The 19911-nt window shown below is 56.5% G+C and carries 23 protein-coding genes; 5 read left to right on the top strand and 18 right to left on the bottom strand.

Features of this window, described 5'->3' with window-relative positions:
- Window positions 1–16: 16 nt before the first annotated feature.
- Window positions 17–1036, top strand: coding sequence for a LacI family DNA-binding transcriptional regulator (locus UR289_RS11095; RefSeq protein ID WP_029741925.1), 1020 nt, complete (start codon window positions 17–19; stop codon window positions 1034–1036).
- Between the two features lie 3 nt (window positions 1037–1039).
- On the opposite strand, the gene yfcD is transcribed toward UR289_RS11095, so the two are convergent.
- From yfcD to yfcF, 3 genes are read right to left on the bottom strand one after another with little or no spacing between them, the layout of a single operon-like run.
- Window positions 1040–1594, bottom strand: a complete 555-nt coding sequence (gene yfcD / locus UR289_RS11090) for an NUDIX hydrolase YfcD (protein ID WP_023312551.1) — start codon at window positions 1592–1594, stop codon at window positions 1040–1042.
- A gap of 55 nt (window positions 1595–1649) precedes the next feature.
- Complete coding sequence (gene yfcE, locus UR289_RS11085) at window positions 1650–2201, bottom strand: phosphodiesterase (RefSeq protein WP_032659187.1); 552 nt, start codon at window positions 2199–2201, stop codon at window positions 1650–1652.
- 56 nt (window positions 2202–2257) lie between these two features.
- Window positions 2258–2902, bottom strand: a complete 645-nt coding sequence (yfcF, locus tag UR289_RS11080) for a glutathione transferase (RefSeq protein WP_320710100.1) — start codon at window positions 2900–2902, stop codon at window positions 2258–2260.
- A 140-nt stretch (window positions 2903–3042) separates the two neighbouring features.
- Here yfcF and yfcG point away from each other — a divergent pair, with 140 nt between their 5' ends.
- From yfcG to UR289_RS11060, 4 genes are all read left to right on the top strand, one after another.
- Entirely contained in the window at window positions 3043–3672 is a 630-nt protein-coding gene (gene yfcG, locus UR289_RS11075; protein ID WP_320710099.1) for a GSH-dependent disulfide bond oxidoreductase, read from the top strand.
- A 75-nt stretch (window positions 3673–3747) separates the two neighbouring features.
- Entirely contained in the window at window positions 3748–4116 is a 369-nt protein-coding gene (folX, locus tag UR289_RS11070) for a dihydroneopterin triphosphate 2'-epimerase (RefSeq protein WP_023312555.1), read from the top strand.
- Window positions 4117–4129: 13 nt separating this feature from the next.
- Window positions 4130–5023: a TIGR01777 family oxidoreductase gene (locus UR289_RS11065; protein ID WP_033146089.1), complete on the top strand. Its 894-nt coding sequence runs from the start codon at window positions 4130–4132 to the stop codon at window positions 5021–5023.
- Window positions 5024–5067: 44 nt separating this feature from the next.
- Window positions 5068–5586 (top strand): GNAT family N-acetyltransferase, encoded by a 519-nt coding sequence (locus UR289_RS11060; protein WP_320710098.1) that lies wholly within the window; start codon window positions 5068–5070, stop codon window positions 5584–5586.
- A gap of 161 nt (window positions 5587–5747) precedes the next feature.
- Here the strand turns inward: UR289_RS11060 and hisP are convergent, their stop codons facing one another.
- From hisP to pdxB, 15 genes are all read right to left on the bottom strand, one after another.
- Entirely contained in the window at window positions 5748–6521 is a 774-nt protein-coding gene (gene hisP, locus UR289_RS11055) for a histidine ABC transporter ATP-binding protein HisP (RefSeq protein WP_023312558.1), read from the bottom strand.
- A gap of 8 nt (window positions 6522–6529) precedes the next feature.
- Window positions 6530–7246, bottom strand: a complete 717-nt coding sequence (locus UR289_RS11050; protein WP_008502590.1) for an ABC transporter permease — start codon at window positions 7244–7246, stop codon at window positions 6530–6532.
- Window positions 7243–7929: a histidine ABC transporter permease HisQ gene (locus UR289_RS11045; RefSeq protein ID WP_014832782.1), complete on the bottom strand. Its 687-nt coding sequence runs from the start codon at window positions 7927–7929 to the stop codon at window positions 7243–7245. The genes UR289_RS11050 and UR289_RS11045 overlap by 4 nt, the downstream gene beginning before the upstream one ends.
- Window positions 7930–8017: 88 nt before the next feature.
- Window positions 8018–8800 (bottom strand): histidine ABC transporter substrate-binding protein HisJ, encoded by a 783-nt coding sequence (hisJ, locus tag UR289_RS11040; RefSeq protein ID WP_023336423.1) that lies wholly within the window; start codon window positions 8798–8800, stop codon window positions 8018–8020.
- A 226-nt stretch (window positions 8801–9026) separates the two neighbouring features.
- Window positions 9027–9809, bottom strand: a complete 783-nt coding sequence (gene argT / locus UR289_RS11035; protein WP_023312560.1) for a lysine/arginine/ornithine ABC transporter substrate-binding protein ArgT — start codon at window positions 9807–9809, stop codon at window positions 9027–9029.
- Window positions 9810–10100: 291 nt separating this feature from the next.
- Window positions 10101–10670 (bottom strand): UbiX family flavin prenyltransferase, encoded by a 570-nt coding sequence (locus tag UR289_RS11030; RefSeq protein ID WP_029740194.1) that lies wholly within the window; start codon window positions 10668–10670, stop codon window positions 10101–10103.
- 89 nt (window positions 10671–10759) lie between these two features.
- Window positions 10760–12277: an amidophosphoribosyltransferase gene (purF, locus tag UR289_RS11025; RefSeq protein ID WP_024908947.1), complete on the bottom strand. Its 1518-nt coding sequence runs from the start codon at window positions 12275–12277 to the stop codon at window positions 10760–10762.
- A gap of 33 nt (window positions 12278–12310) precedes the next feature.
- Window positions 12311–12799 (bottom strand): colicin V production protein, encoded by a 489-nt coding sequence (gene cvpA, locus UR289_RS11020; RefSeq protein WP_000262116.1) that lies wholly within the window; start codon window positions 12797–12799, stop codon window positions 12311–12313.
- Between the two features lie 254 nt (window positions 12800–13053).
- The gene (gene dedD, locus UR289_RS11015) at window positions 13054–13740 is read right to left on the bottom strand and encodes a cell division protein DedD (protein WP_039263233.1); all 687 of its coding nucleotides are present in this window, start codon (window positions 13738–13740) and stop codon (window positions 13054–13056) included.
- The gene (gene folC, locus UR289_RS11010) at window positions 13730–14998 is read right to left on the bottom strand and encodes a bifunctional tetrahydrofolate synthase/dihydrofolate synthase (protein ID WP_320710095.1); all 1269 of its coding nucleotides are present in this window, start codon (window positions 14996–14998) and stop codon (window positions 13730–13732) included. Before folC ends, dedD begins: the two co-directional genes overlap by 11 nt.
- A gap of 70 nt (window positions 14999–15068) precedes the next feature.
- Window positions 15069–15974, bottom strand: a complete 906-nt coding sequence (gene accD / locus UR289_RS11005; protein ID WP_003861408.1) for an acetyl-CoA carboxylase, carboxyltransferase subunit beta — start codon at window positions 15972–15974, stop codon at window positions 15069–15071.
- A gap of 154 nt (window positions 15975–16128) precedes the next feature.
- Window positions 16129–16788, bottom strand: coding sequence for a DedA family protein (locus UR289_RS11000; protein ID WP_039263236.1), 660 nt, complete (start codon window positions 16786–16788; stop codon window positions 16129–16131).
- Between the two features lie 28 nt (window positions 16789–16816).
- Complete coding sequence (truA, locus tag UR289_RS10995; RefSeq protein ID WP_023312566.1) at window positions 16817–17629, bottom strand: tRNA pseudouridine(38-40) synthase TruA; 813 nt, start codon at window positions 17627–17629, stop codon at window positions 16817–16819.
- Entirely contained in the window at window positions 17629–18642 is a 1014-nt protein-coding gene (locus tag UR289_RS10990; protein ID WP_320710093.1) for an aspartate-semialdehyde dehydrogenase, read from the bottom strand. Before UR289_RS10990 ends, truA begins: the two co-directional genes overlap by 1 nt.
- Before the next feature lie 67 nt (window positions 18643–18709).
- Complete coding sequence (pdxB, locus tag UR289_RS10985; protein ID WP_032659211.1) at window positions 18710–19846, bottom strand: 4-phosphoerythronate dehydrogenase PdxB; 1137 nt, start codon at window positions 19844–19846, stop codon at window positions 18710–18712.
- Window positions 19847–19911: the final 65 nt, after the last annotated feature.

The following is a 19911-nucleotide window of genomic DNA, read 5'->3' as shown; positions in this document are numbered from 1 at the left end:
GTCAGCAGGAAGGTGTATGTCTCTAACCCGAAAACGGCGCAGTACCGGTAAAGTGACACTCGCCGATGTCGCACAGCTTGCCGGTGTGGGCACGATGACCGTGTCCCGTGCACTCCGCACGCCCGAACAGGTTTCCGATAAACTACGAGAAAAAATTGAAGCTGCCGTGCAGGAGCTGGGTTATATGCCTAATCTTGCCGCCAGCGCGCTGGCCTCGGCATCGTCATGGACGATAGCCATGGTGGTGCCTAACCTCTCCGAAGCCGGATGCTCGGAGATGTTCGCCGGACTACAGCAGGTGCTACAGCCTGCCGGGTATCAGATCATGCTGGCTGAATCCCAGCATCGTCTTGAGCAGGAGGAGAAATTGCTAGAGACGCTGCTGGCGTCGAATATTGCCGCCGCTATCCTGCTCAGCGTTGAACATACCGATACCGTTCGCCACTGGCTGAAAAACGCCTCTATTCCGGTGATGGAAATGGGTGCCATGCGCGCCGACCCGATTGATATGAATATCGGGATTGATAACGTAGCGGCCATGTATGAACTTACGGAAATGGTGATTAAGCGCGGCTACCAAAATATTGGCCTGCTTTGCGCCAACCAGGAGCAGTGGATTTTCCAGCAGCATTTGCAGGGCTGGTACAAAGCCATGCTTCGCCACCATATGTCGCCGAACCGGGTGATTAACGCGGCGATGCCGCCGAGCTTCTCGACCGGCGCGGCACAGCTGCCAGAATTCCTGCTGGCGTGGCCGGAGCTGGATGCGCTGGTATGCGTCTCAGACGAGCTGGCCTGCGGGGCGCTGTACGAGTGTCAGCGCAGGCGAATCAAGGTGCCGGACGATCTGGCGGTGGTCGGCTTTGGCGATAGCGACGTGAGCCGCGTCTGTCAGCCGCCGCTGACGACGATGGCGGTGCCGCATCGTAAGATTGGAATTGAAGCCGGGAAAGCGCTACTGGAGCGTCTGAATGACGGGGACTGGCGCGATCAAAAGCCCATCGCGTCCAGTCTGTGTCTGAGAGAGAGTTGCTGACGCTTACTCAGCCTCTTCCTCTTTCTCTGATTTGGTCGATTCGTTTTTGGCGTTGCGGGTCATCCACAGCGCCAGCGCTTTTAACGAATCCGGCGTGAACTCGTCGCAGCGCGCGGTGATCTCTTCCGGCGTCATCCAGCTGACTTCACTCACCTCTTCTTCCTGCAGAGCGAACGGGCCGTGGGAGACGCAGCTAAACAGCCCGCCCCAGACGCGGCAGTTTTCGTCTTCGAAATAGAACTGACCGTGCTCGGCAAACGGCACACCGGCGATGCCTAACTCTTCTTCTGCTTCGCGACGTGCGGAATCCAGCAGCACTTCATCTGCCTGAACAACACCGCCAGCGGTGGCATCCAGCATACCCGGGAGAAAATCTTTGGTGTCCGTGCGGCGCTGGACCAGAATTTTGCCCATACCGTCGTGCACAACGATGTATGTTGCGCGGTGGCGCAGACGCTCCGCACGCATTTGTTCGCGGCTGGCCTGCGCGATCACTTCATTCTCTTCGCTGACAATGTCAACCCACTCTGTACTTGCCAAATGACTCTGCTCCACCATCGGGAAACCTTCTCTTCTAAGCGCTCTTTCGGCGCGTTTGCAGTTGAGGTGTAACTTACGGATTAATCGCTACCTGCGCAATAACTTGCTGATCATTAAGTGCGATAACGCTCAGGGTATTTCCATCCAGCATGCCATAGCTCGCAGGATAACCGCCTTTCGGTATGCTGACCGAACCCGGATTGAAGTGATAAATCTCACCGCGTTTTTCAGCAACCGGAATATGAGTATGACCGTAAACCAGGACATCGCCAGCCGCGAGCGCCGGGAGATTATCAGGGCTAAAAAGATGCCCGTGCGTCAGGAACAGGCGGCTTTGTTCCAGCAGCACCTGTTGCCATGGCGCGGTAAGGGGAAAATGCAGCAGCATCTGGTCCACCTCGCTGTCGCAGTTGCCGCGAACGGCAATGATGCGCGAGGCGTACGGGTTGAGCTTTTCCGCGACCTGCGCCGGGGCGTAGCCCTCCGGCAGCGCGTTGCGCGGGCCGTGGTTGAGGACATCCCCCAGAATAATCAGCCACTGCGCGCCGCTTTGTGCAAACAGGGAAAGGACACGCTCGGTAGCGGGCAGCGATCCATGGATATCCGACGCAAACATCAGTTTCATCAGTCACTCCTCGGGAAAACAGACTGCCCCCATCATACCTGAAGCGTCAGGGCTTATCAGCCCGCGCGCCTGGCAGATAGTGCCACATAGCGCTGCACGGAGGCGCGTTGCCACTGAAACGCGGCATAATCCACCAGCAGCTGCGGCACCTCATCGCCGTTGAGGATCAGGCGGTTTAGCATCAACGCCAGATCGGCGTCGGCGATGCACCACTCGCCGAACAGGTTCGGGTTGCCGTGTGCGAGGAGCGAGGTGGCGGTTTCAATCAGTTTTTGCGCGCTTTCACGGCCTTCTGCGCTGAGCGCTGGCTTTTTGACCCCGGCAAACACGACGTCCGTTGAGCGTTCCACGCGAATTGGCACCAGATCGCTCCGCAGCCACGCCTGGATCTGCCGCGCCCGCGCGCGTTTTTGCAGATCGTGAGGATAAATGCGCTCCCACTCAGGCGGCGCGAACCGATCTTCCAGATATTCATCAATCGCCGACGATTCGCTCAGGGCAAAACCGTCGATCTCCAGCACCGGCACGCGTCGGGTCAGGTCGTAGCCCTGCCACTGCGGCTTGAGATGTTCACCGCCGTCAAGATCGACGGTCTTCAGCGTAAAAGTGAGCCCTTTTTCGGCCAGCGCAACGTATACGCTCATAACATAGGGAGAAAAGAAATTCGCATCGGACCACAACGTGATGACGGACTGGTTCATAACATCCTCATAGGCTGATCGGTTTTTACTCAACATATAATCTCTTTGCCCCGCTGTCACTTGATGAAAACTCACGATTTACAACAACCACCTATACTCATTTCTCATGGCACGACTATTCGCATGGACAGGAGTTGAGAATGATCGACCTTTATTACGCCCCTACCCCAAACGGCCATAAGATCACCCTTTTTCTTGAAGAAACCGAGCTGGATTACAGGATCATTCGCGTGGATATCAGCAAAGGCGATCAGTTCAGCCCTCTCTTTCTGGCTATCTCGCCGAATAATAAAATCCCGGCCATTATTGATAACCACCCGGCGGACGGAGGCAGGCCGCTGAGCCTGTTTGAGTCCGGTGAGATTTTGCTCTACCTGGCGGAGAAAACCGGCAAACTGCTGAGCGGCGAACTGCGCGAGCGTCACCATACCCTGCAATGGCTCTTCTGGCAGGCGAGCGGGCTGGGGCCCATGCTGGGGCAAAATCATCATTTTACCGCTTACGCCCCGCAGCCCATTCCTTATGCAATAGAACGCTATCAGGTTGAGACTCAACGGCTGTATGACGTTCTGAACCGTCGGCTGGAGAAAACGCCGTGGCTCGGGGGCGATCATTACAGTATTGCCGACATCGCCTGCTGGCCGTGGGTGAATACGCATGAAAAACACCGAATTGACCTTGCCGCTTACCCGGCGGTGAACAACTGGTTTGAGCGCATCCGAACCCGCCCGGCCACCGAGCGAGCGATGCAAAAAATCCAGCAGATTTAACCCTCTATGAGGCTGGGTGCCCGCGAGCCTCTCATGTATGATGAGCAGGAAATACTGACACGGAGAAGACCTGCAATGTCACAGCCAGACGCTATTATTCGCATAAAAAATTTACGCTTGCGCACCTTCATCGGCATCAAAGAGGAAGAGATCGCCAACCGTCAGGATATTGTCATTAACGTGGTAATTCACTATCCCGCAGACAAAGCGCGGGCCAGCGAAGACATCAACGACGCGCTGAACTACCGCACAATAACCAAAAACATCATTCAGTACGTGGAGAATAACCGCTTCTCTCTGCTGGAAAAATTAACTCAGGATGTGCTCGATATCGCACGCGAACATCACTGGGTCACTTATGCTGAAGTTGAGATCGATAAACTTCACGCCCTGCGCTACGCCGATTCCGTCTCCATGACGCTAAGCTGGCGACGCCAGGCGTAACCCTGGAGGTTGTATGAAGATTTTGCTGACCGGCGGCACGGGCCTTATTGGTCGTCACCTCATTGCACGTCTGCAGGCCTTGCATCACGACATTACCGTGGTCACGCGCAGCCCGGAGAAAGCGCGCCAGGTGCTCGGGGCGGGTATCGATATCTGGAAAAATCTGGCCGAGCAGCAAAATCTGGACGGCTTCGACGCCGTCATTAACCTCGCGGGGGAACCCATCGCCGATAAGCGCTGGACGGAAGAGCAAAAACAGCTGTTATGCAGCAGTCGGTGGAACATCACCGAAAAGCTGGTCGAGCTGATCCGCAATAGCCACACGCCGCCTTCGGTGCTGATTTCGGGTTCAGCCGTGGGCTATTACGGCGATCTCGGCGAGGTGGTGGTGACCGAGGAAGAGCCGCCGCATAACGAGTTTACCCATAAGCTCTGCGCCCAGTGGGAGCGTATCGCCTGCGCGGCGCAGAGCGATCGCACCCGCGTCTGCCTGTTGCGGACCGGCGTCGTGCTTGCGCCGAAGGGCGGCATTCTGGCGAAGATGCTTCCCCCTTTCCGGCTTGGACTCGGTGGGCCGATCGGTAATGGCCGTCAGTATCTGGCCTGGATCCATATCGACGATATGGTCAACGGTATTCTCTGGCTGCTGGATAACGATCTGCGCGGGCCGTTTAACATGGTTGCGCCGTATCCGGTGCGTAACGAACAGTTCGCCCACGCGCTGGGTCATGCCCTGCACCGCCCGGCGATTTTGCGCGTGCCTGCCACGGTCATTCGCCTGATGATGGGTGAAGCGTCCGTGCTTGTACTAGGCGGACAGCGGGCGCTGCCAAAACGGCTGGAAGCGGCCGGCTTTGCGTTCCGCTGGTATGAATTAGAAGAGGCGCTGGGGGATGTGGTGCGGTGAATATGTTACAGTGACAGGCCATGTTCCGAAGAAATGGCGTAACAATGGCAACCATCACCACACCCCGGCTTCACCTCACTCCTTTCGAACCCACTGACTGGGCCTTCTTCCGCTCGCTGCGTGAAGATCGCCGCATCATGCGCTACATGGCCGCCATCGCGCCGGAAAAAGAGACCCGCCGCGTGTTTGCCGCGCGCCTGATGGCGGAGCATGTCTTTGTGATCCGCTCTCTGGAGGACGATACGCCGCTGGGCGATATCGGCCTGCAAATCAGCCCTGAGAATCGTGAAGAGGCCGATATCGGCTACACGGTTGTGCCTGCCGCGCAGGGAAAAGGGATTGCCAGCGAGGCGCTGCGCGCGGTGTGCGATTACGCGTTTAACAAGACCAGCGTAAAAGCGATTAACGCATATGTGCTGGCGGACAACGGCGGTTCGGTGCGCGTGCTGGAGAAAGCCGGGTTTGTGCGTACGCAGGTGCTGGAAAAGGCGTATGAAATTGACGGCGTGCGCTATGACGACTGGGTGTATCGGCTGGAGTATGCCGGCCGGCATCGGAATTAGTTGGCCCGGTAAGCGAAGCGCCACCGGGCGATTGGCTGCACTGCGGGCTGATGCCCTCACCCCAACCCTCTCCCACAGGGAGAGGGAGAACACCCAGTCCGTAGGCCCGGTAAGCGAAGCGCCACCGGGCGATTGGGCTGCACTGCGGTCTGATGCCCTCTTTACTTCAGAGATCCTTTGAGGAACTGCTGCAAACGCGGGCTTTGCGGGTTCGCCAGCACCTCGTCCGGGTGGCCCTGCTCTTCAATTTTCCCCTGATGCAGGAAGATAACGTGGTTCGAGACGTTACGGGCGAAGCCCATCTCGTGCGTCACCACCACCATCGTTTTGCCCTCTTCGGCCAGCTTCTGCATGATGCGCAGCACTTCGCCAACGAGTTCCGGGTCCAGCGCGGAGGTCGGTTCGTCGAACAGCAGCACCTCCGGTTCCATCGCCAGCGCGCGGGCGATGGAGACGCGCTGCTGCTGACCGCCGGAGAGATGCACCGGGTATTTCATCTGCTGGCGCTCGTCGATACCCACTTTCGCCAGGTATTTCACCGCGCGCTCGCGGGCTTCCTGCTTGCTCAGGCCCAGCACCTGAATCGGTGCTTCCATCACGTTCTCCAGCACCGTCATGTGGCTCCAGAGGTTGAAGTGCTGGAACACCATCGTCAGGCGCGTACGCAGCAGGCGCAGCTGGTGCTTATCCGCGACCTTCAGCTGGCCGTCTTTGTCACGGACCAGGTTAATATTCTGCCCGCTCACCACAATCGAGCCTTCGCTCGGTTTTTCGAGGAAGTTAATGCAGCGCAGGAAGGTACTTTTACCCGAGCCGGATGAGCCGATAATACTGATCACGTCGCCCGCATTCGCCTGCAGCGACACCCCTTTCAGCACTTCATGTTCGCCGTAGCGTTTGTGCAAATCAATAACGTTTAATTTGTTCTCAGCCATCATCTTTCTCAGTGCGTCGAAGAAGGTTTTATATGCTGCAACCAGCGTTTTTCAGCCTTACGGAACAGGCTAATCAGAACATAAGAGATAATTAAATAGAGCACCGCCGCAATGCCAAACGCGGTAAACGGCTGATAGGTCGCGGAGTTAATATCGCGCGCGATTTTGAGCAGATCCGGCACCGTCGCGGTAAAGGCGAGCGCGGTGGAGTGCAGCATCAAAATCACTTCGTTACTGTACGCCGGTAACGCGATACGCAGCGCCGACGGCAGAATAATGCAGCGATAAAGTTTCACCGAGGAAAAGCCGTACGCGCGCGCCGCTTCAATCTCACCGTAAGGGACAGAGCGAATTGCCCCGGCGAAAATCTCGGTGGTGTAGGCGCAGGTGTTGAGCGTCAACGCCAGCACCGTACAGTTCAGGCCGCTGCGGAAGAACGCATTCAGCATCTCAGTGCCTTTTACGATCTCAAGCGTATACATTCCCGAATAGAACACCAGCAGCTGCACGTACAGCGGCGTACCGCGAAACACGTAGGTAAACAACCAGATCGGGAACTGGATAAATTTATTGTTCGACACGCGGCCAATAGCAAGAAACACCGCCAGAATGCCGCCCATCACCACGGAGGAGATCAGCAGCCAGAGCGTAATCGCCACGCCGGTAAAGCGGTAGCCATCCGTCCACAGCAGCGATTTCCAGTATTCCTGAATAATCTCAATCACAGGTCAGCCCTCTTCACACCCACGGAGTAGCGACGCTCGAGCAGAAGCAGCACACCATTGGAGACGGTCGTAAAGACCAGATAAATCACGCCACAGACCACCGCAAAGTAGAACGGCTCCCAGGTGCTCTTGCCCGCCAGCTGAGTCGCTTTCACGACGTCTTCCAGACCGAGCAGCGAGACCAGCGCGGTGGCTTTGAGGATAACCTGCCAGTTGTTGCCGATGCCCGGCAGCGCATAGCGCATCATGGCCGGGAACATAATCCGACGAAACGTTTGTGAAGAGGTAAAACCAAATGCGGTTGCCGCCTCAATGTGGCCTTTCGGCACGGCCATGTAAGCGCCGCGGAAGGTTTCAGTGAAGTAGGCACCGTAGATAAAACCGAGGGTAATAATACCGGCCACCATCGGGTCGATATCAATTTGTCCCATGCCCATCGCGTCCGTTACGCTGTTAAGCGCAATCTGCAGACCGTAAAAGATAAGCAGCATCAGCACCAGATCGGGAACGCCGCGAATAAGCGTGGTGTAGCCTTCAAATATGAGCGCCAGCGGTTTATTAGCCGAAAGCTTCGCCCCTGCGCCCGCCAGACCTATCAGCACCGCCAGCACCACGGAGCTGATAGCCAGCTCAAGGGTGACAAGCGCGCCCTGTAAAATAACGCCAGAAAATCCGTACAGCATACCGCGAGCCCTGTCGTATCGTGAGTGGTGGAACCGTGTCTTTTCCCCTCCCGCACCGGGAGGGGCCGCACGTTATTTGACGGGGCGATTAGCCGCCGTAAACATTAAAATCAAAATACTTTTTCGCCAGCTTGTCGTAGGTGCCGTCAGCGCGCATTTCAGCAAACGCTTTGTTCAGCGCCTCACGCAGCTCATTGTCTTCTTTGCGCAGGCCCATGCCGGTGCCCACACCAAACAACTTCACGTCCTTAATGGACGGGCCGCCAAACTTGTAATCTTTACCCACCGGCGTTTTCAGGAAGCCTTCGCTTGCCGCGACTTCATCCTGGAATGCCGCATCAATTCGACCTGCCGTCAGGTCAGCGTAGATATTTTCCTGGCCCTGATAGGAGACGATTTCAATCCCCTTCGGCGCCCAGTGTTCGTTGCCGTAGGTTTCCTGCGTGGTGCCCTGCAGCACGCCGACGCGTTTGCCTTTCAGGGACTCCAGCGTTGGCTGAATGTCAGAAGCTTTAGCCACCACCAGACGAGAATCGGCCGCGTAGAGTTTGTCGGTGAAGGCAATCTCCTGCTGGCGTTTTTCGGTGATGGAGAGCGAGGACATGATTACGTCGATTTTTTTCGCTTTCAGGGACGGGATCAGCGCATCCAGCGGGTTCTCAACGTAGGTACACTGTGCTTTGATGCGTTTGCACAGCTCATTGGCCAGATCGATGTCAAAACCGACCAGTTCACCCTTTGAATTCTTCGATTCGAACGGCGCATAGGTTGGATCGGTACCAATCCGAATTTTCTGCGGAATGGCTGCGAATGCCGCGGTGGCGCTGGAAAAGGCCAGCACCAGAGATAGTGACAACACGAGTTTTTTCATATTTGTCCTCAACAAACTGTCTTCATACGGGATTTTTACGACGACGGGGTGGTGCTAATGTGCCATTAATCCCCTCTTTCAGGCAAAGACTAATGCCCTTCAGGCGGGAATTTTTGCATTATAAATGCGTAAGTATGCACAAAGCGATCCAATACGGTGCAACAAATGCACCGCATTGGGTCAACCGCTCCCGCAACGCACCTTTGCGGTGCGTTAGCGTCAGGCATTATTCACCGTATACGTTGAAGTCGAAGTATTTCTTCGCCAGTTTGTCGTAAGTACCGTCTTTACGCAGCTCTGCAAAGGCTTTGTCGAAGGCGGCTTTCAGCTCGGTATCATCCTTACGCAGGCCAATACCGGTGCCGTCACCAAAGTATTTTTTGTCTTTTACCGACGGGCCCGCAAACGCATAGTCTTTACCCGCAGGCTGTTTCAGGAAGCCTTCGCTCGCGGCGACTTCATCCTGGAATGCCGCATCCAGACGGCCTGCGGCCAGGTCAGAGTAAATCAGATCCTGGTTCTGGTAAGCCACCACGTCTACGCCCTTCTCACGCCAGGTCGCATTGGCATAACCTTCCTGCGTCGACCCCTGAAGCACGCCAACATGCTTGCCTTTCAGCGAGTCGATGGTTGGCTTAATCGGGGAGCCTTTCGGCGCAATCAGGCGAGAATCCGCGGCGTAGAGCTTGTCAGAGAAGGCAATCTCCTGCTGGCGTTTTTCGGTGATGGAAAGAGAAGAGATAATGGCGTCGATTTTCTTGGCTTTCAGCGACGGGATTAACGCGTCAAAGTCGCTGCCCACCCATGTGCATTTCACCGCAATGCGTTTGCACATTTCATTTCCCAGATCGATATCAAACCCCACGAAATCGCCTTTCGCATCCTTGGAAGAGAATGGCGCATAGGTTGCGTCTGTACCGATACGAACCGTCTGTGGAAGCGCTGCGTAGCTACCTGCTGCCGCACTTAACCCCACGAGCAAAGACAGAGCCAGAACCGTCTTCTTCATACATTTACCCTCAAGTACCGTGATTTTATTATGTATTGTGTTGTGTGTTGTGTTGCAGGCTTCATCTTGCAGGTCTTATGCCACATTGCCGTCTGGTCAAAACTTCGACGTTAAATATGTTAATAAAACGTTGCGATATTGCCTTAATGGTGAAAGATAGCAGGTCTGCCGAACGAACCGGAAAGAGAAAAAGGGAAAAAACGAATTAAATGTCGAGGATATGATCGCCGTTGCATAATTGCCCTGAAACAGGGCAACGTCTCTTTTCATGCACTCTGTTTGTGCACAGAATCAGGCCCCTTGCCAGCGGGTGAAGAGATCTTCAGGCAGGTCGATGTCAAACTGATCCAGCACGCGGTTAACGGTCTGATTAATCACGTCGTCCAGCGAGGTCGGGCGATGATAAAACGCCGGAACCGGCGGCATGATGATGGCCCCAAGCTCGGCGGCCTGGGTCATTAAACGCAGATGGCCGAGATGCAGCGGCGTTTCCCGCACGCAGAGCACCAGAGGACGACGCTCCTTCAGCACCACATCCGCCGCGCGCGTCACCAGGGTGTCGGTATAGCTGTTCACAATGCCGGAGAGCGTTTTAATCGAACAGGGCAGGATAACCATGCCGGCCGTTTTAAACGAGCCTGAGGAGATGCTGGCGGCAATATCACGGGCATCGTGAACCACGTCCGCCAGTGCCTGAACATCGCGCAGGGAGAGATCGGTTTCCAGAGAGAGGGTCTGCCGCGCCGCCTGGCTCATCACCAGATGGGTCTCGACTTCCGCCACGTTACGCAGAACCTGTAACAGACGTACGCCGTAAATCGCGCCGCTGGCGCCGCTGAGCCCAACAATGAGTCGTTTCATGATTTTCGCCCTTACTGATTTCAGGGCAGACTGTGCAGGATTTTGCGGGGAGTTGCAAGTGAGGGCATTCGCCCTCACCTGCCGGAGCATCAACCTTCGTTGTGCATCTCTAAGCTTTCAAGATCGTTCTGCATCTGAACGGCTTTCGCATCGTCGTTGCGCAGAGAATCAAGATAGTCGAGGTACTGCTGGTCAACGTCTTTGGTCACGTAAATACCGTTGAACACGGAACATTCAAACTGCTGGATTTCCGGGTTCTCGGCACGCACCGCGTCGATGAGATCGTTTAGATCCTGGAAAATCAGGCCGTCGGCACCGATGATCTGGCGAATTTCATCCACTTCACGGCCGTGAGCGATCAGCTCGTTGGCGGTTGGCATATCGATGCCGTACACGTTCGGGAAGCGAATCTCCGGCGCTGCAGAGGCCAGGTAAACTTTCTTCGCACCCGCTTCGCGCGCCATCTCGATAATCTGCTCAGAGGTGGTGCCGCGAACGATGGAGTCATCCACCAGCAGAACGTTCTTGTCGCGGAATTCCGCGCGGTTGGCGTTCAGCTTGCGGCGCACGGACTTACGGCGCAGGTGCTGGCCCGGCATGATAAAGGTGCGGCCAACGTAGCGGTTCTTCACGAAGCCCTGACGGTATGGCTTGTCCAGGATGCGGGCGATCTCCAGCGCGATATCGCAGGAGGTTTCCGGGATAGGAATAACCACGTCGATGTCGAGATCGTCCCACTCGCGGGCAATCTTCTCGCCCAGCTTGGTGCCCATGTTGACGCGCGCGCTGTAGACGGAAATCTTGTCGATGAAGGAATCCGGGCGGGCAAAGTAAACGTATTCAAACAGGCACGGGTTGCTGACCGGGTTATCGGCACACTGGCGGGTAAACAGCTGGCCCTTCTCGGTGATATAGACCGCTTCGCCCGGCGCAACGTCACGCAGGAACTCAAAGCCCAGGGTATCCAGCGCCACGCTCTCAGAGGCAACCATATATTCGGTACGGCCATCGCCAAGGTCGCGCTTGCCGAGCACCAGGGGACGAATGCCGTTTGGATCGCGGAAGGCCACCATGCCGTGACCGATAATCATCGCTACGCAGGCGTACGCGCCGCGGATCTGGCGGTTGGTCGCGGCAATCGCAGCAAAGATGTTGTCTGCTTCCAGCGGGTAGTGACGGAAGTTATCCAGCTCGCTGGCGAACACATTGAGCAGGATTTCAGAATCAGAGGTGGTGTTAATGTGGCGACGTTTCTCTTCGAACAGCTTTTTACGCAGCTCATGCGCGTTGGTCAGGTTGCCGTTATGAGCAAGGGTGATGCCATACGGTGAGTTGACGTAGAAAGGCTGTGCCTCGGAGGCGCTGGAACTGCCAGCAGTAGGATAACGAACGTGACCGATCCCCATATTACCTTGCAGACGCTGCATATGGCGGGCTTCAAACACATCGTTTACCAGGCCATTCGCCTTGCGTAAACGGAAGCAGTTGTTTGCATCAATGGTGATGATACCCGCAGCATCCTGCCCACGGTGCTGAAGCACCGTTAACGCGTCATAAATCGACTGGTTTACCGGCATGAAACCGGCGATACCGACAATACCGCACATTCGTCTTTTCCTCGTTAAGCCACATCTCAGGGTTTATGCCCTGGGCAAAAAACTCGACGAGCTTTGCAGATAGTCAAAGAACCATCTGATGATGAAGCTGAACTCTGGAATGAGCTGCGATTTCTGCCAGTCTTCGCTTTTGGAGAACCCGGTGAAGGTATCCAGGAAGAACAGGATCGCGGCCACAATCAGCACGCCTCGTAACGCCCCGAAACAGATCCCGAGCACCCTGTCCGTTCCTGACAGACCGGTTTTCTCGACCAGCTGACCTATCACGTAATTCACGATAGCGCCGACAATCAGCGTTGCGATAAACAGCACCGCGATGGCAATTCCGTTTCGGACCAGTTCATCTTCAAAGCCCGTGAACCAGACAGACAGGTAAGTGTAGTAATGACTGGCAACAAAGAAAGCACAACCCCAGGTTACCAGCGATAACGCTTCACGAACAAAGCCACGGATCAGGCTAACCAGACAGGAAAAACCAATCACCGCAATGATGGCGTAATCAATCCAGACCATATGTGTCCCACGATTTAACGCCCTGTCATCCAGTTCGGGGCGAATTCTAACAGAAAAAGAAAACGTTTGCGTAGGGATTTCCTTCCCGCGCGTAAATAAAAAAGGCGCTGAAAAAATGTTCAACGCCGTTGGCTCATTACGTCTCTTTGGACGTCTGCCATTCCCCCTCACCCCAGCCCTCTCCCTCAAGGGAGAGGGAGCAAACCATCCCCTCGCCCCTCTGGGGAGAGGGTTAGGGTGAGGGGTAGATCTTATCAGTTCGCGCTGTAGCCCATCACCACGCCGCTCAGGCCGGAGATCTGCTTCAGCTCGCCCAGCGAACCCTTAAGCTTATCTTTGGACGCTTCTGGCCCCACGAGGATACGGGTAATTTTACCCTGCACCGGCGTGGAAGGTGAAGTGTAAACACGATATCCCGCACTGCGCAGTTTGCTCACGACCTCGTTGACCTTATCGGCGTTTTTCAGCGCGCCGAGCTGCACAACGTACGCTTTTCCGGTCGGTGCCGCGTCTTGTTTTGCCGGCGGTGGGGTTTCTGATGCGGCAGCCAGCTGCTCTGCGGCTTTATCCCGCTGCGGTTTCGGCTGCGGCTTCTCAACCGGCTTCGGTTTTTCAACGGGTTTAGGCTGCTCTACCGGCACCGGATCGATATCGCTGCTGCTCGCTGCCGCCAGACGAGACGGATCGAGCGACGGTGCGGCGGCATCGCCTGCACGCACCTCTTCCGCCGCGCCTTCCGGCGGCTGAGCAGGCAGCGCCTGCGTCGCCGCTGGCAGCATATCCGGCTCATCGCGGTCACCCGGTTTCGGCACCAGCGGAATAGCGGCAAACTCGTCCTGATAATGCTTTTTCTGCCCGTCGAGCAGACCCGGGAGAATAATCACCCCGAGCGCGACCAGCACAATGGTTCCTGTTAAACGGTTCTGAAACTTACTCGCCACCGGTTCTCCCCGCGTCCATCACTTCCATGACATGTGCCACCGTGTGGAATGAACCACACACCAGCACGGTATCTTCTGGTTTAGCATCCGCCATCGCGGCATGCCAGGCCTGAGCCACGCTACTATAGATTGCGCCTTTGCCGAGATGTTCCATCAACTGCTCAGCCGTCGCGCCGCGCGGCCCCTCCAGAGGAGCACAATACCAGCTATCGACCACAGTCTCCATGCAGGCCAGCGTCCCGCCGATATCTTTATCATGAAGCATACCGATAACCGCCAGCACGCGCCCGGTTTTTGGTAACGATTTGAGACGTCCCGCGAGATACGCCGCCGCATGCGGGTTATGCGCCACGTCCAGAATCAGGCGCGGTGACTCGCTGACAATCTGGAAGCGCCCGGGCAGAATTGCGCTCTGAATGCCGTCGCGAATTGCCTGCTCGCTGACCGCTAATCCGCTGGCGCGCAGTGCCGCCAGCGCGGTGGCCGCGTTCGGCTGCGGCACCTGCGGCAGCGGCAGGTTGTCCAGCGCGCCCTGGGCATCGCTAAAGCGCCAGCCGTTATCCTGAACCTCATACTGCCAGTCAACGCCGCGGCGCAGCAGACGCGCGCCCTTCTCATTTGCCACGTCAGCAATGGTGTGCGGCATGTCCAGCTCGCCGACCACGGCGGGTTTATTCGCCCGGAAAATACCGGCCTTCTCGCGGCCAATGCTTTCACGATCCGGTCCCAGCCAGTCGATATGGTCCAGCGCGATGCTGGTGACCACCGCCACGTCCGCATCCACCATATTGGTCGCATCAAGACGTCCGCCGAGGCCAACCTCAAGAATCACCACATCCAGCTGCGCCTGTTTGAACAGCCACAGAGCCGACAGGGTGCCGTATTCAAAATAGGTTAATGAGATCTCACCGCGCGCGGCTTCAATTTCCGCGAACGACGCCGTATGCGCCGACTCCGGCAGCTCGCTGTTCTGCACGCGAACCCGCTCGGTGTAGCGGACCAGGTGTGGAGAGCTGTAAACGCCTACCCTGTAACCCGCGGCCATCAGGACAGATTCCAGCGTGCGGCAGGTGGTGCCTTTACCGTTGGTACCCGCGACGGTGAACACAAAAGGTGCCGGTTTGAGCACATCAAGACGCGCGGCGGCCTGGCTTACGCGCTCAAGCCCCATATCGATGGTTTTACTGTGCAGGTTTTCCAGATAAGAAAGCCACGCGGCCAGGGGCGACGTGGCTTGAGGAATGCTTTTATTTTCCATAATGCCCGGTTGTCATTAACAGATTAGAAAGCAAAAGGGCAGCGCCAACCGGCCCTGCCCTTTTCAGTTATCAGGCCTCGGGTTCCTGATCCGGTACCACCACGCCTTCGCGCGGCTCATCCGGGTTCGGCGCTGGCAGATTCATCAGCTTCGCCAGAATGCTCGCCAGCTTCAGGCGCATTTCCGGACGGCGGACGATCATATCGATAGCGCCTTTCTCAATGAGGAACTCACTGCGCTGGAAGCCCGGCGGCAGTTTTTCACGAACGGTTTGCTCGATAACGCGAGGACCCGCAAAGCCGATCAGCGCTTTTGGCTCAGCGATGTTCAGGTCGCCCAGCATCGCGAAGCTCGCGGAGACGCCGCCCATGGTTGGGTCGGTCAGCACAGAGATGTACGGTAGACCGCGCTCCTGCATTTTCGCCAGCGCAGCAGAGGTTTTCGCCATCTGCATCAGCGACATCAGCGCTTCCTGCATACGCGCACCGCCGGAGGCAGAGAAGCAAATCAGCGGACAGTTGTCTTCCAGCGCCTGCTCAACGGCACGCACGAAGCGCGCACCGACCACGGAGCCCATTGAGCCGCCCATAAAGGAGAACTCAAAGGCAGCGGCGACAACCGGCATCTCATGCAGGGTGCCTTTCATGACGATCAGCGCGTCTTTCTCGCCGGTCTCTTTCTGTGCAGAGGCCAGACGATCTTTGTATTTTTTGGAATCGCGGAACTTCAGCACGTCTTTTGGCTCAAGTTCGCTACCCAGCTCTACCAGAGAGCCTTCGTCCAGCAGGCTATGCAGGCGGTTGCGCGCCGACATACGCATATGGTGGTCACACTTCGGACACACCTCAAGGTTGCGCTCCAGCTCTGCGCGATACAGAACCTGACCGCAGCTATCACACTTCGTCCATACCCCTTCAGGAATGCTCGCTTTGCGCGTTGGGGTAATGTTGCTTTTAATTCGTTCAATCCAGCTCATTGATAACCTTTCTGCCTGAACCTGGTCGTATGCCAGTTTTGCTATAAGAGGCGAATAATGCCATTTTTGCCTCCAACAGACCATGAATGTTGCACATTAAAACATAACAGCCCGAAACTTTGGATAAAAAAGTGGTCGAACCGCCAGCGTGCATTTACTTCGCTTGTTTTGCCGCCGCACGTTTGTGACGAATGATTTCGATAACGCCAGGCAGTACGGAAAGCACAATAATCGCTACAATCAGTAACTTAAGGTTTTCCTGCACCACCGGGAGATCGCCAAAAAGATAGCCTGCGTAGGTAAACAGCAGTACCCACAGCAGCGCGCCAACCACGTTGTATGCAGCAAAATGACGATAGGACATATGCCCCATTCCCGCCACAAACGGTGCAAATGTGCGCACAATAGGCACAAAACGCGCAAGGATAATGGTTTTCCCGCCATGGCGTTCATAAAACGCATGGGTTTTGTCTAAATAGCTGCGACGGAAAATTTTCGAATCAGGATTGCTGAAAAGCCGCTCACCGAACACCCGTCCAATCGTATAGTTGACCGCATCACCGACAATGGCGGCAATCACCATCAGCACAACCATAAGATGCACGTTCAGATCGTTAGTGGGTAACGCCGATAGCGCCCCGGCAACGAACAGCAGTGAATCCCCTGGCAGGAATGGGGTAACGACCAGACCGGTTTCACAAAACAGAATGAGGAACAGAATGGCGTAAACCCAGACGCCATACTGCGCGACCAGCTCTGCCAGGTGAACATCAATATGCAGAATGAAATCAATCAGAAAACGTATTACATCCATATTGTCTAAGCCCTAATTGCACCTTTGTTTAGTCCGCTAAAAACAGCGGGCCCATTGGCGGTTTCGGCAGGTCAAATCGATCCGGATAGTCTACTGAGACCAGATACAATCCTTCCGCTTTCGCCGTGGCTGCCGCAAGCGTTCTGTCCTTCGCTGCCAGCAGGTCTGCAATCCAGCTCTCCGGCTGGTGTCCGGCACCCACTTCCATCAGGCTGCCCACAATATTCCTAACCATATGATGTACAAAGGCATTGGCTTTAATATCCACCACCACATACGCGCCAAAACGGCTGACGTTTATGTGCATGACGTTGCGCCACGGCGTGCGGGACTGACACTGCACCGCACGAAACGACGTAAAGTCATTTTCACCAATCAGACACTGCGCCGCGCGATGCATACGTTCCGCATCAAGCGGTTCATAAAAATGCGTCACGCCCTGGCTTAACACCGCCGGACGCAGGCGCTGGTTGTAGATGACATAACGGTAGCGACGCGCCGTGGCGCTGAAGCGCGCGTGAAAATCATCCGGCACAGCTTTTACCCAACGCACCGCAATGTCACCAGGCAAATTCGCATTTACACCCAGCGTCCAGGCGGCATCCTTACGCACGGCGGTGGTTTCAAAGTGCACCACCTGCCCCGTGCCGTGAACTCCCGCGTCCGTACGTCCCGCGCACAGGACGTTAATCGGCTCGTTTGCCACCTGAGAGAGCGCTTTCTCCAGCTTCTCCTGGACGCTGCGCACCTCGTTCTGACGCTGCCAGCCATAATATTTACTGCCGTCGTACTCAATTCCGAGGGCAATTCTATGGACCGGCTTTTGTTCCACGTCTGACATCAGTACAGGTACTCCTGCACCAGTTTTTCAGCGATTTTGACCGCCATCAGCGCGCCGCCAAAGCGAACGTTGTCGGCAACGGACCAGAACTGAACCTGCTCCGGCATGCCGTAATCGTTACGCACGCAGCCAACGGAAAGATGCGCGCTGCCGGTGGCATCGCCAACCTGGGTCGGGAACTCGCTCTCTTCAGAGAGCACGATGTCTTCACCGCGGCCAAACGCGTCGCGCGCCTCTTCTGCCGCCAGCGGACGCAGCGCTTCAAAACCGACCATCTGCGCGTGACCGTAGAAGACCGGGGACTGCACGACGTTCGCGGAAATCATCAGGCCATCGTCCTGCAGAATTTTACGCACTTCATCGACGATACGGCGCTCTTCGCGCACGGAGCCCTCGCGGTCCGGCAGCAGCGGCAGCATATTGAACGCCAGCTGGCGGCCAAAGAAATCGTCTTCGTCAATCGGGATACCGTTCAGCAGTTTCGCGCTCTGCCCGGCCAGCGCGTCAACGGCCTTTTTGCCGTTCGCGGACGCGGACAGCAGGCTGGTGACGGTAATGCGCGACAGGCCGCCGTCGTCGATCAGCGGTTTCAGGGCGGTCAGCAGCTGGCTGGTGAGGCCGTTCGGGACCGAAATGACGTTACGGTTGCGGTAGTCAGCCAGCACAAACGGGTTCACGTCCGGCACCACCAGCGGCACATCCGGCTCCATTGAGAACAGACCGCTCAGGTCGATCACCAGGCAGCCAGCGTTAGTCGCCTCTTCAACGTACGCAGCCGTCGCTTCAGCGCCCGCGGCGAAAAACGCCAGCTGCGCCTGCGTCCAGTCGAACGCGGCCGCGTCCTGAACCATGACGGATTTACCGTTAAAACGCAGATGCTCACCTGCGCTGTCGGTACGGGCCAGCGCATAGATATCGCCCACCGGGAACTGACGCTCAGCAAGGGTTTCGAGCAGGGCTTCGCCCACGGCACCCGTGGCACCTAAAATGGCAATGTTCCAGCCTTCAGACATGGTGGTTTACTCCAGAAATAAAAAAGCGTCCCTGCCGGAGTATCCGACAGGGAGCATTAAGAAGACATTAATGCGCCGGGTGATGAACGGCGTTAAATCCCAGCTTATGCAGCAGCGTCGCCGCCGGGGCGTCGTCGCATATTACATACAGGGAAGACCACTCGCGGCGCTCAACGTAGTTCTTGCGCAGCTTATCAAACTCACCCGGGATCCCCGCCACTTTACGCAGCAGCGCATCATCGCGGCGCACATCATACACCAAATGCACCAGCCTTTTCAGCGTTGCCTGATCGAGCGGACCATGCAGGGTAATGCGGCCAAATTCAGGCGCGGGGAGTAAGGTATCCAGCGCCACCTGCTGCGGATGGCCGATAAAGGCGCTGTAGGCTTCGAAGACCTGCGTGGTACCGCGGGCTTTGCCTTCCAGGGTATAACCGGCGATATGCGCCGTGCCCACATCCACCTTGTTAAGCAGCTCAACGTTGAGATCCGGCTCCGGCTCCCAGACGTCCAGCACCACGCTGAGGTCTTGTCCTTCGTTCAGGCATGTCAGCAGCGCGGCGTTATCTACCACCGGACCACGGCAGGCATTTATCAGAATAGTGCCAGCCTTCAGACGACGGATCAGCGCCTCGTCAGCAAGATGCAGCGACTTATACGGCCCCTCTTTAAACAGCGGCGTGTGGAACGTCAGCACGTCACACTGTTCAACCAGCTCATCCAGCGAGCGGAAATCCCCGTCATCGCCGTTATCTTTACGCGGCGGATCGCACAGCAGCGTGCGGATCCCTAACGCTTCAAGGCGCTTTTGCAGGCGCCCGCCGACGTTACCCACGCCGACAATCCCCACGGTGCGGTCCTTCAGCGCAAACCCGTCGCGCTCGGCCAGCATCAGCAGGGAGGAGAAAACGTATTCCACAACGGCAATGGCGTTACAGCCCGGCGCGGCGGAAAAACCGATTCCGGCCTGCTTCAGCCATTTATCATCCACATGATCGGTCCCTGCCGTTGCGGTTCCGACAAACTTAATCGCTTTACCGGCAAGCAACGCCTCATTTACTTTAGTCACCGAGCGCACCATCAGCGCGTCTGCGTCATCCAGTTCGTTGACCGGGATCGGGCGACCAGGGACAGCCTTAACGTTACCCAGGCGGCTAAACAGCTCACGGGCGTAAGGCATATTTTCATCAACGAGGATTTTCACGTCTGAGTACCTGTTTGAGAGGAAGAAAACCTGCCAAGTGTGCCATAATCTCGCCGCCAGGCATA

Source organism: Enterobacter sp. 302C9, from assembly GCF_034106085.1.
Taxonomy (GTDB): domain Bacteria; phylum Pseudomonadota; class Gammaproteobacteria; order Enterobacterales; family Enterobacteriaceae; genus Enterobacter; species Enterobacter asburiae_B.
Note: the sequence above shows the minus strand (reverse complement) of the source record. Positions and strands in the feature narration are given on the sequence as shown.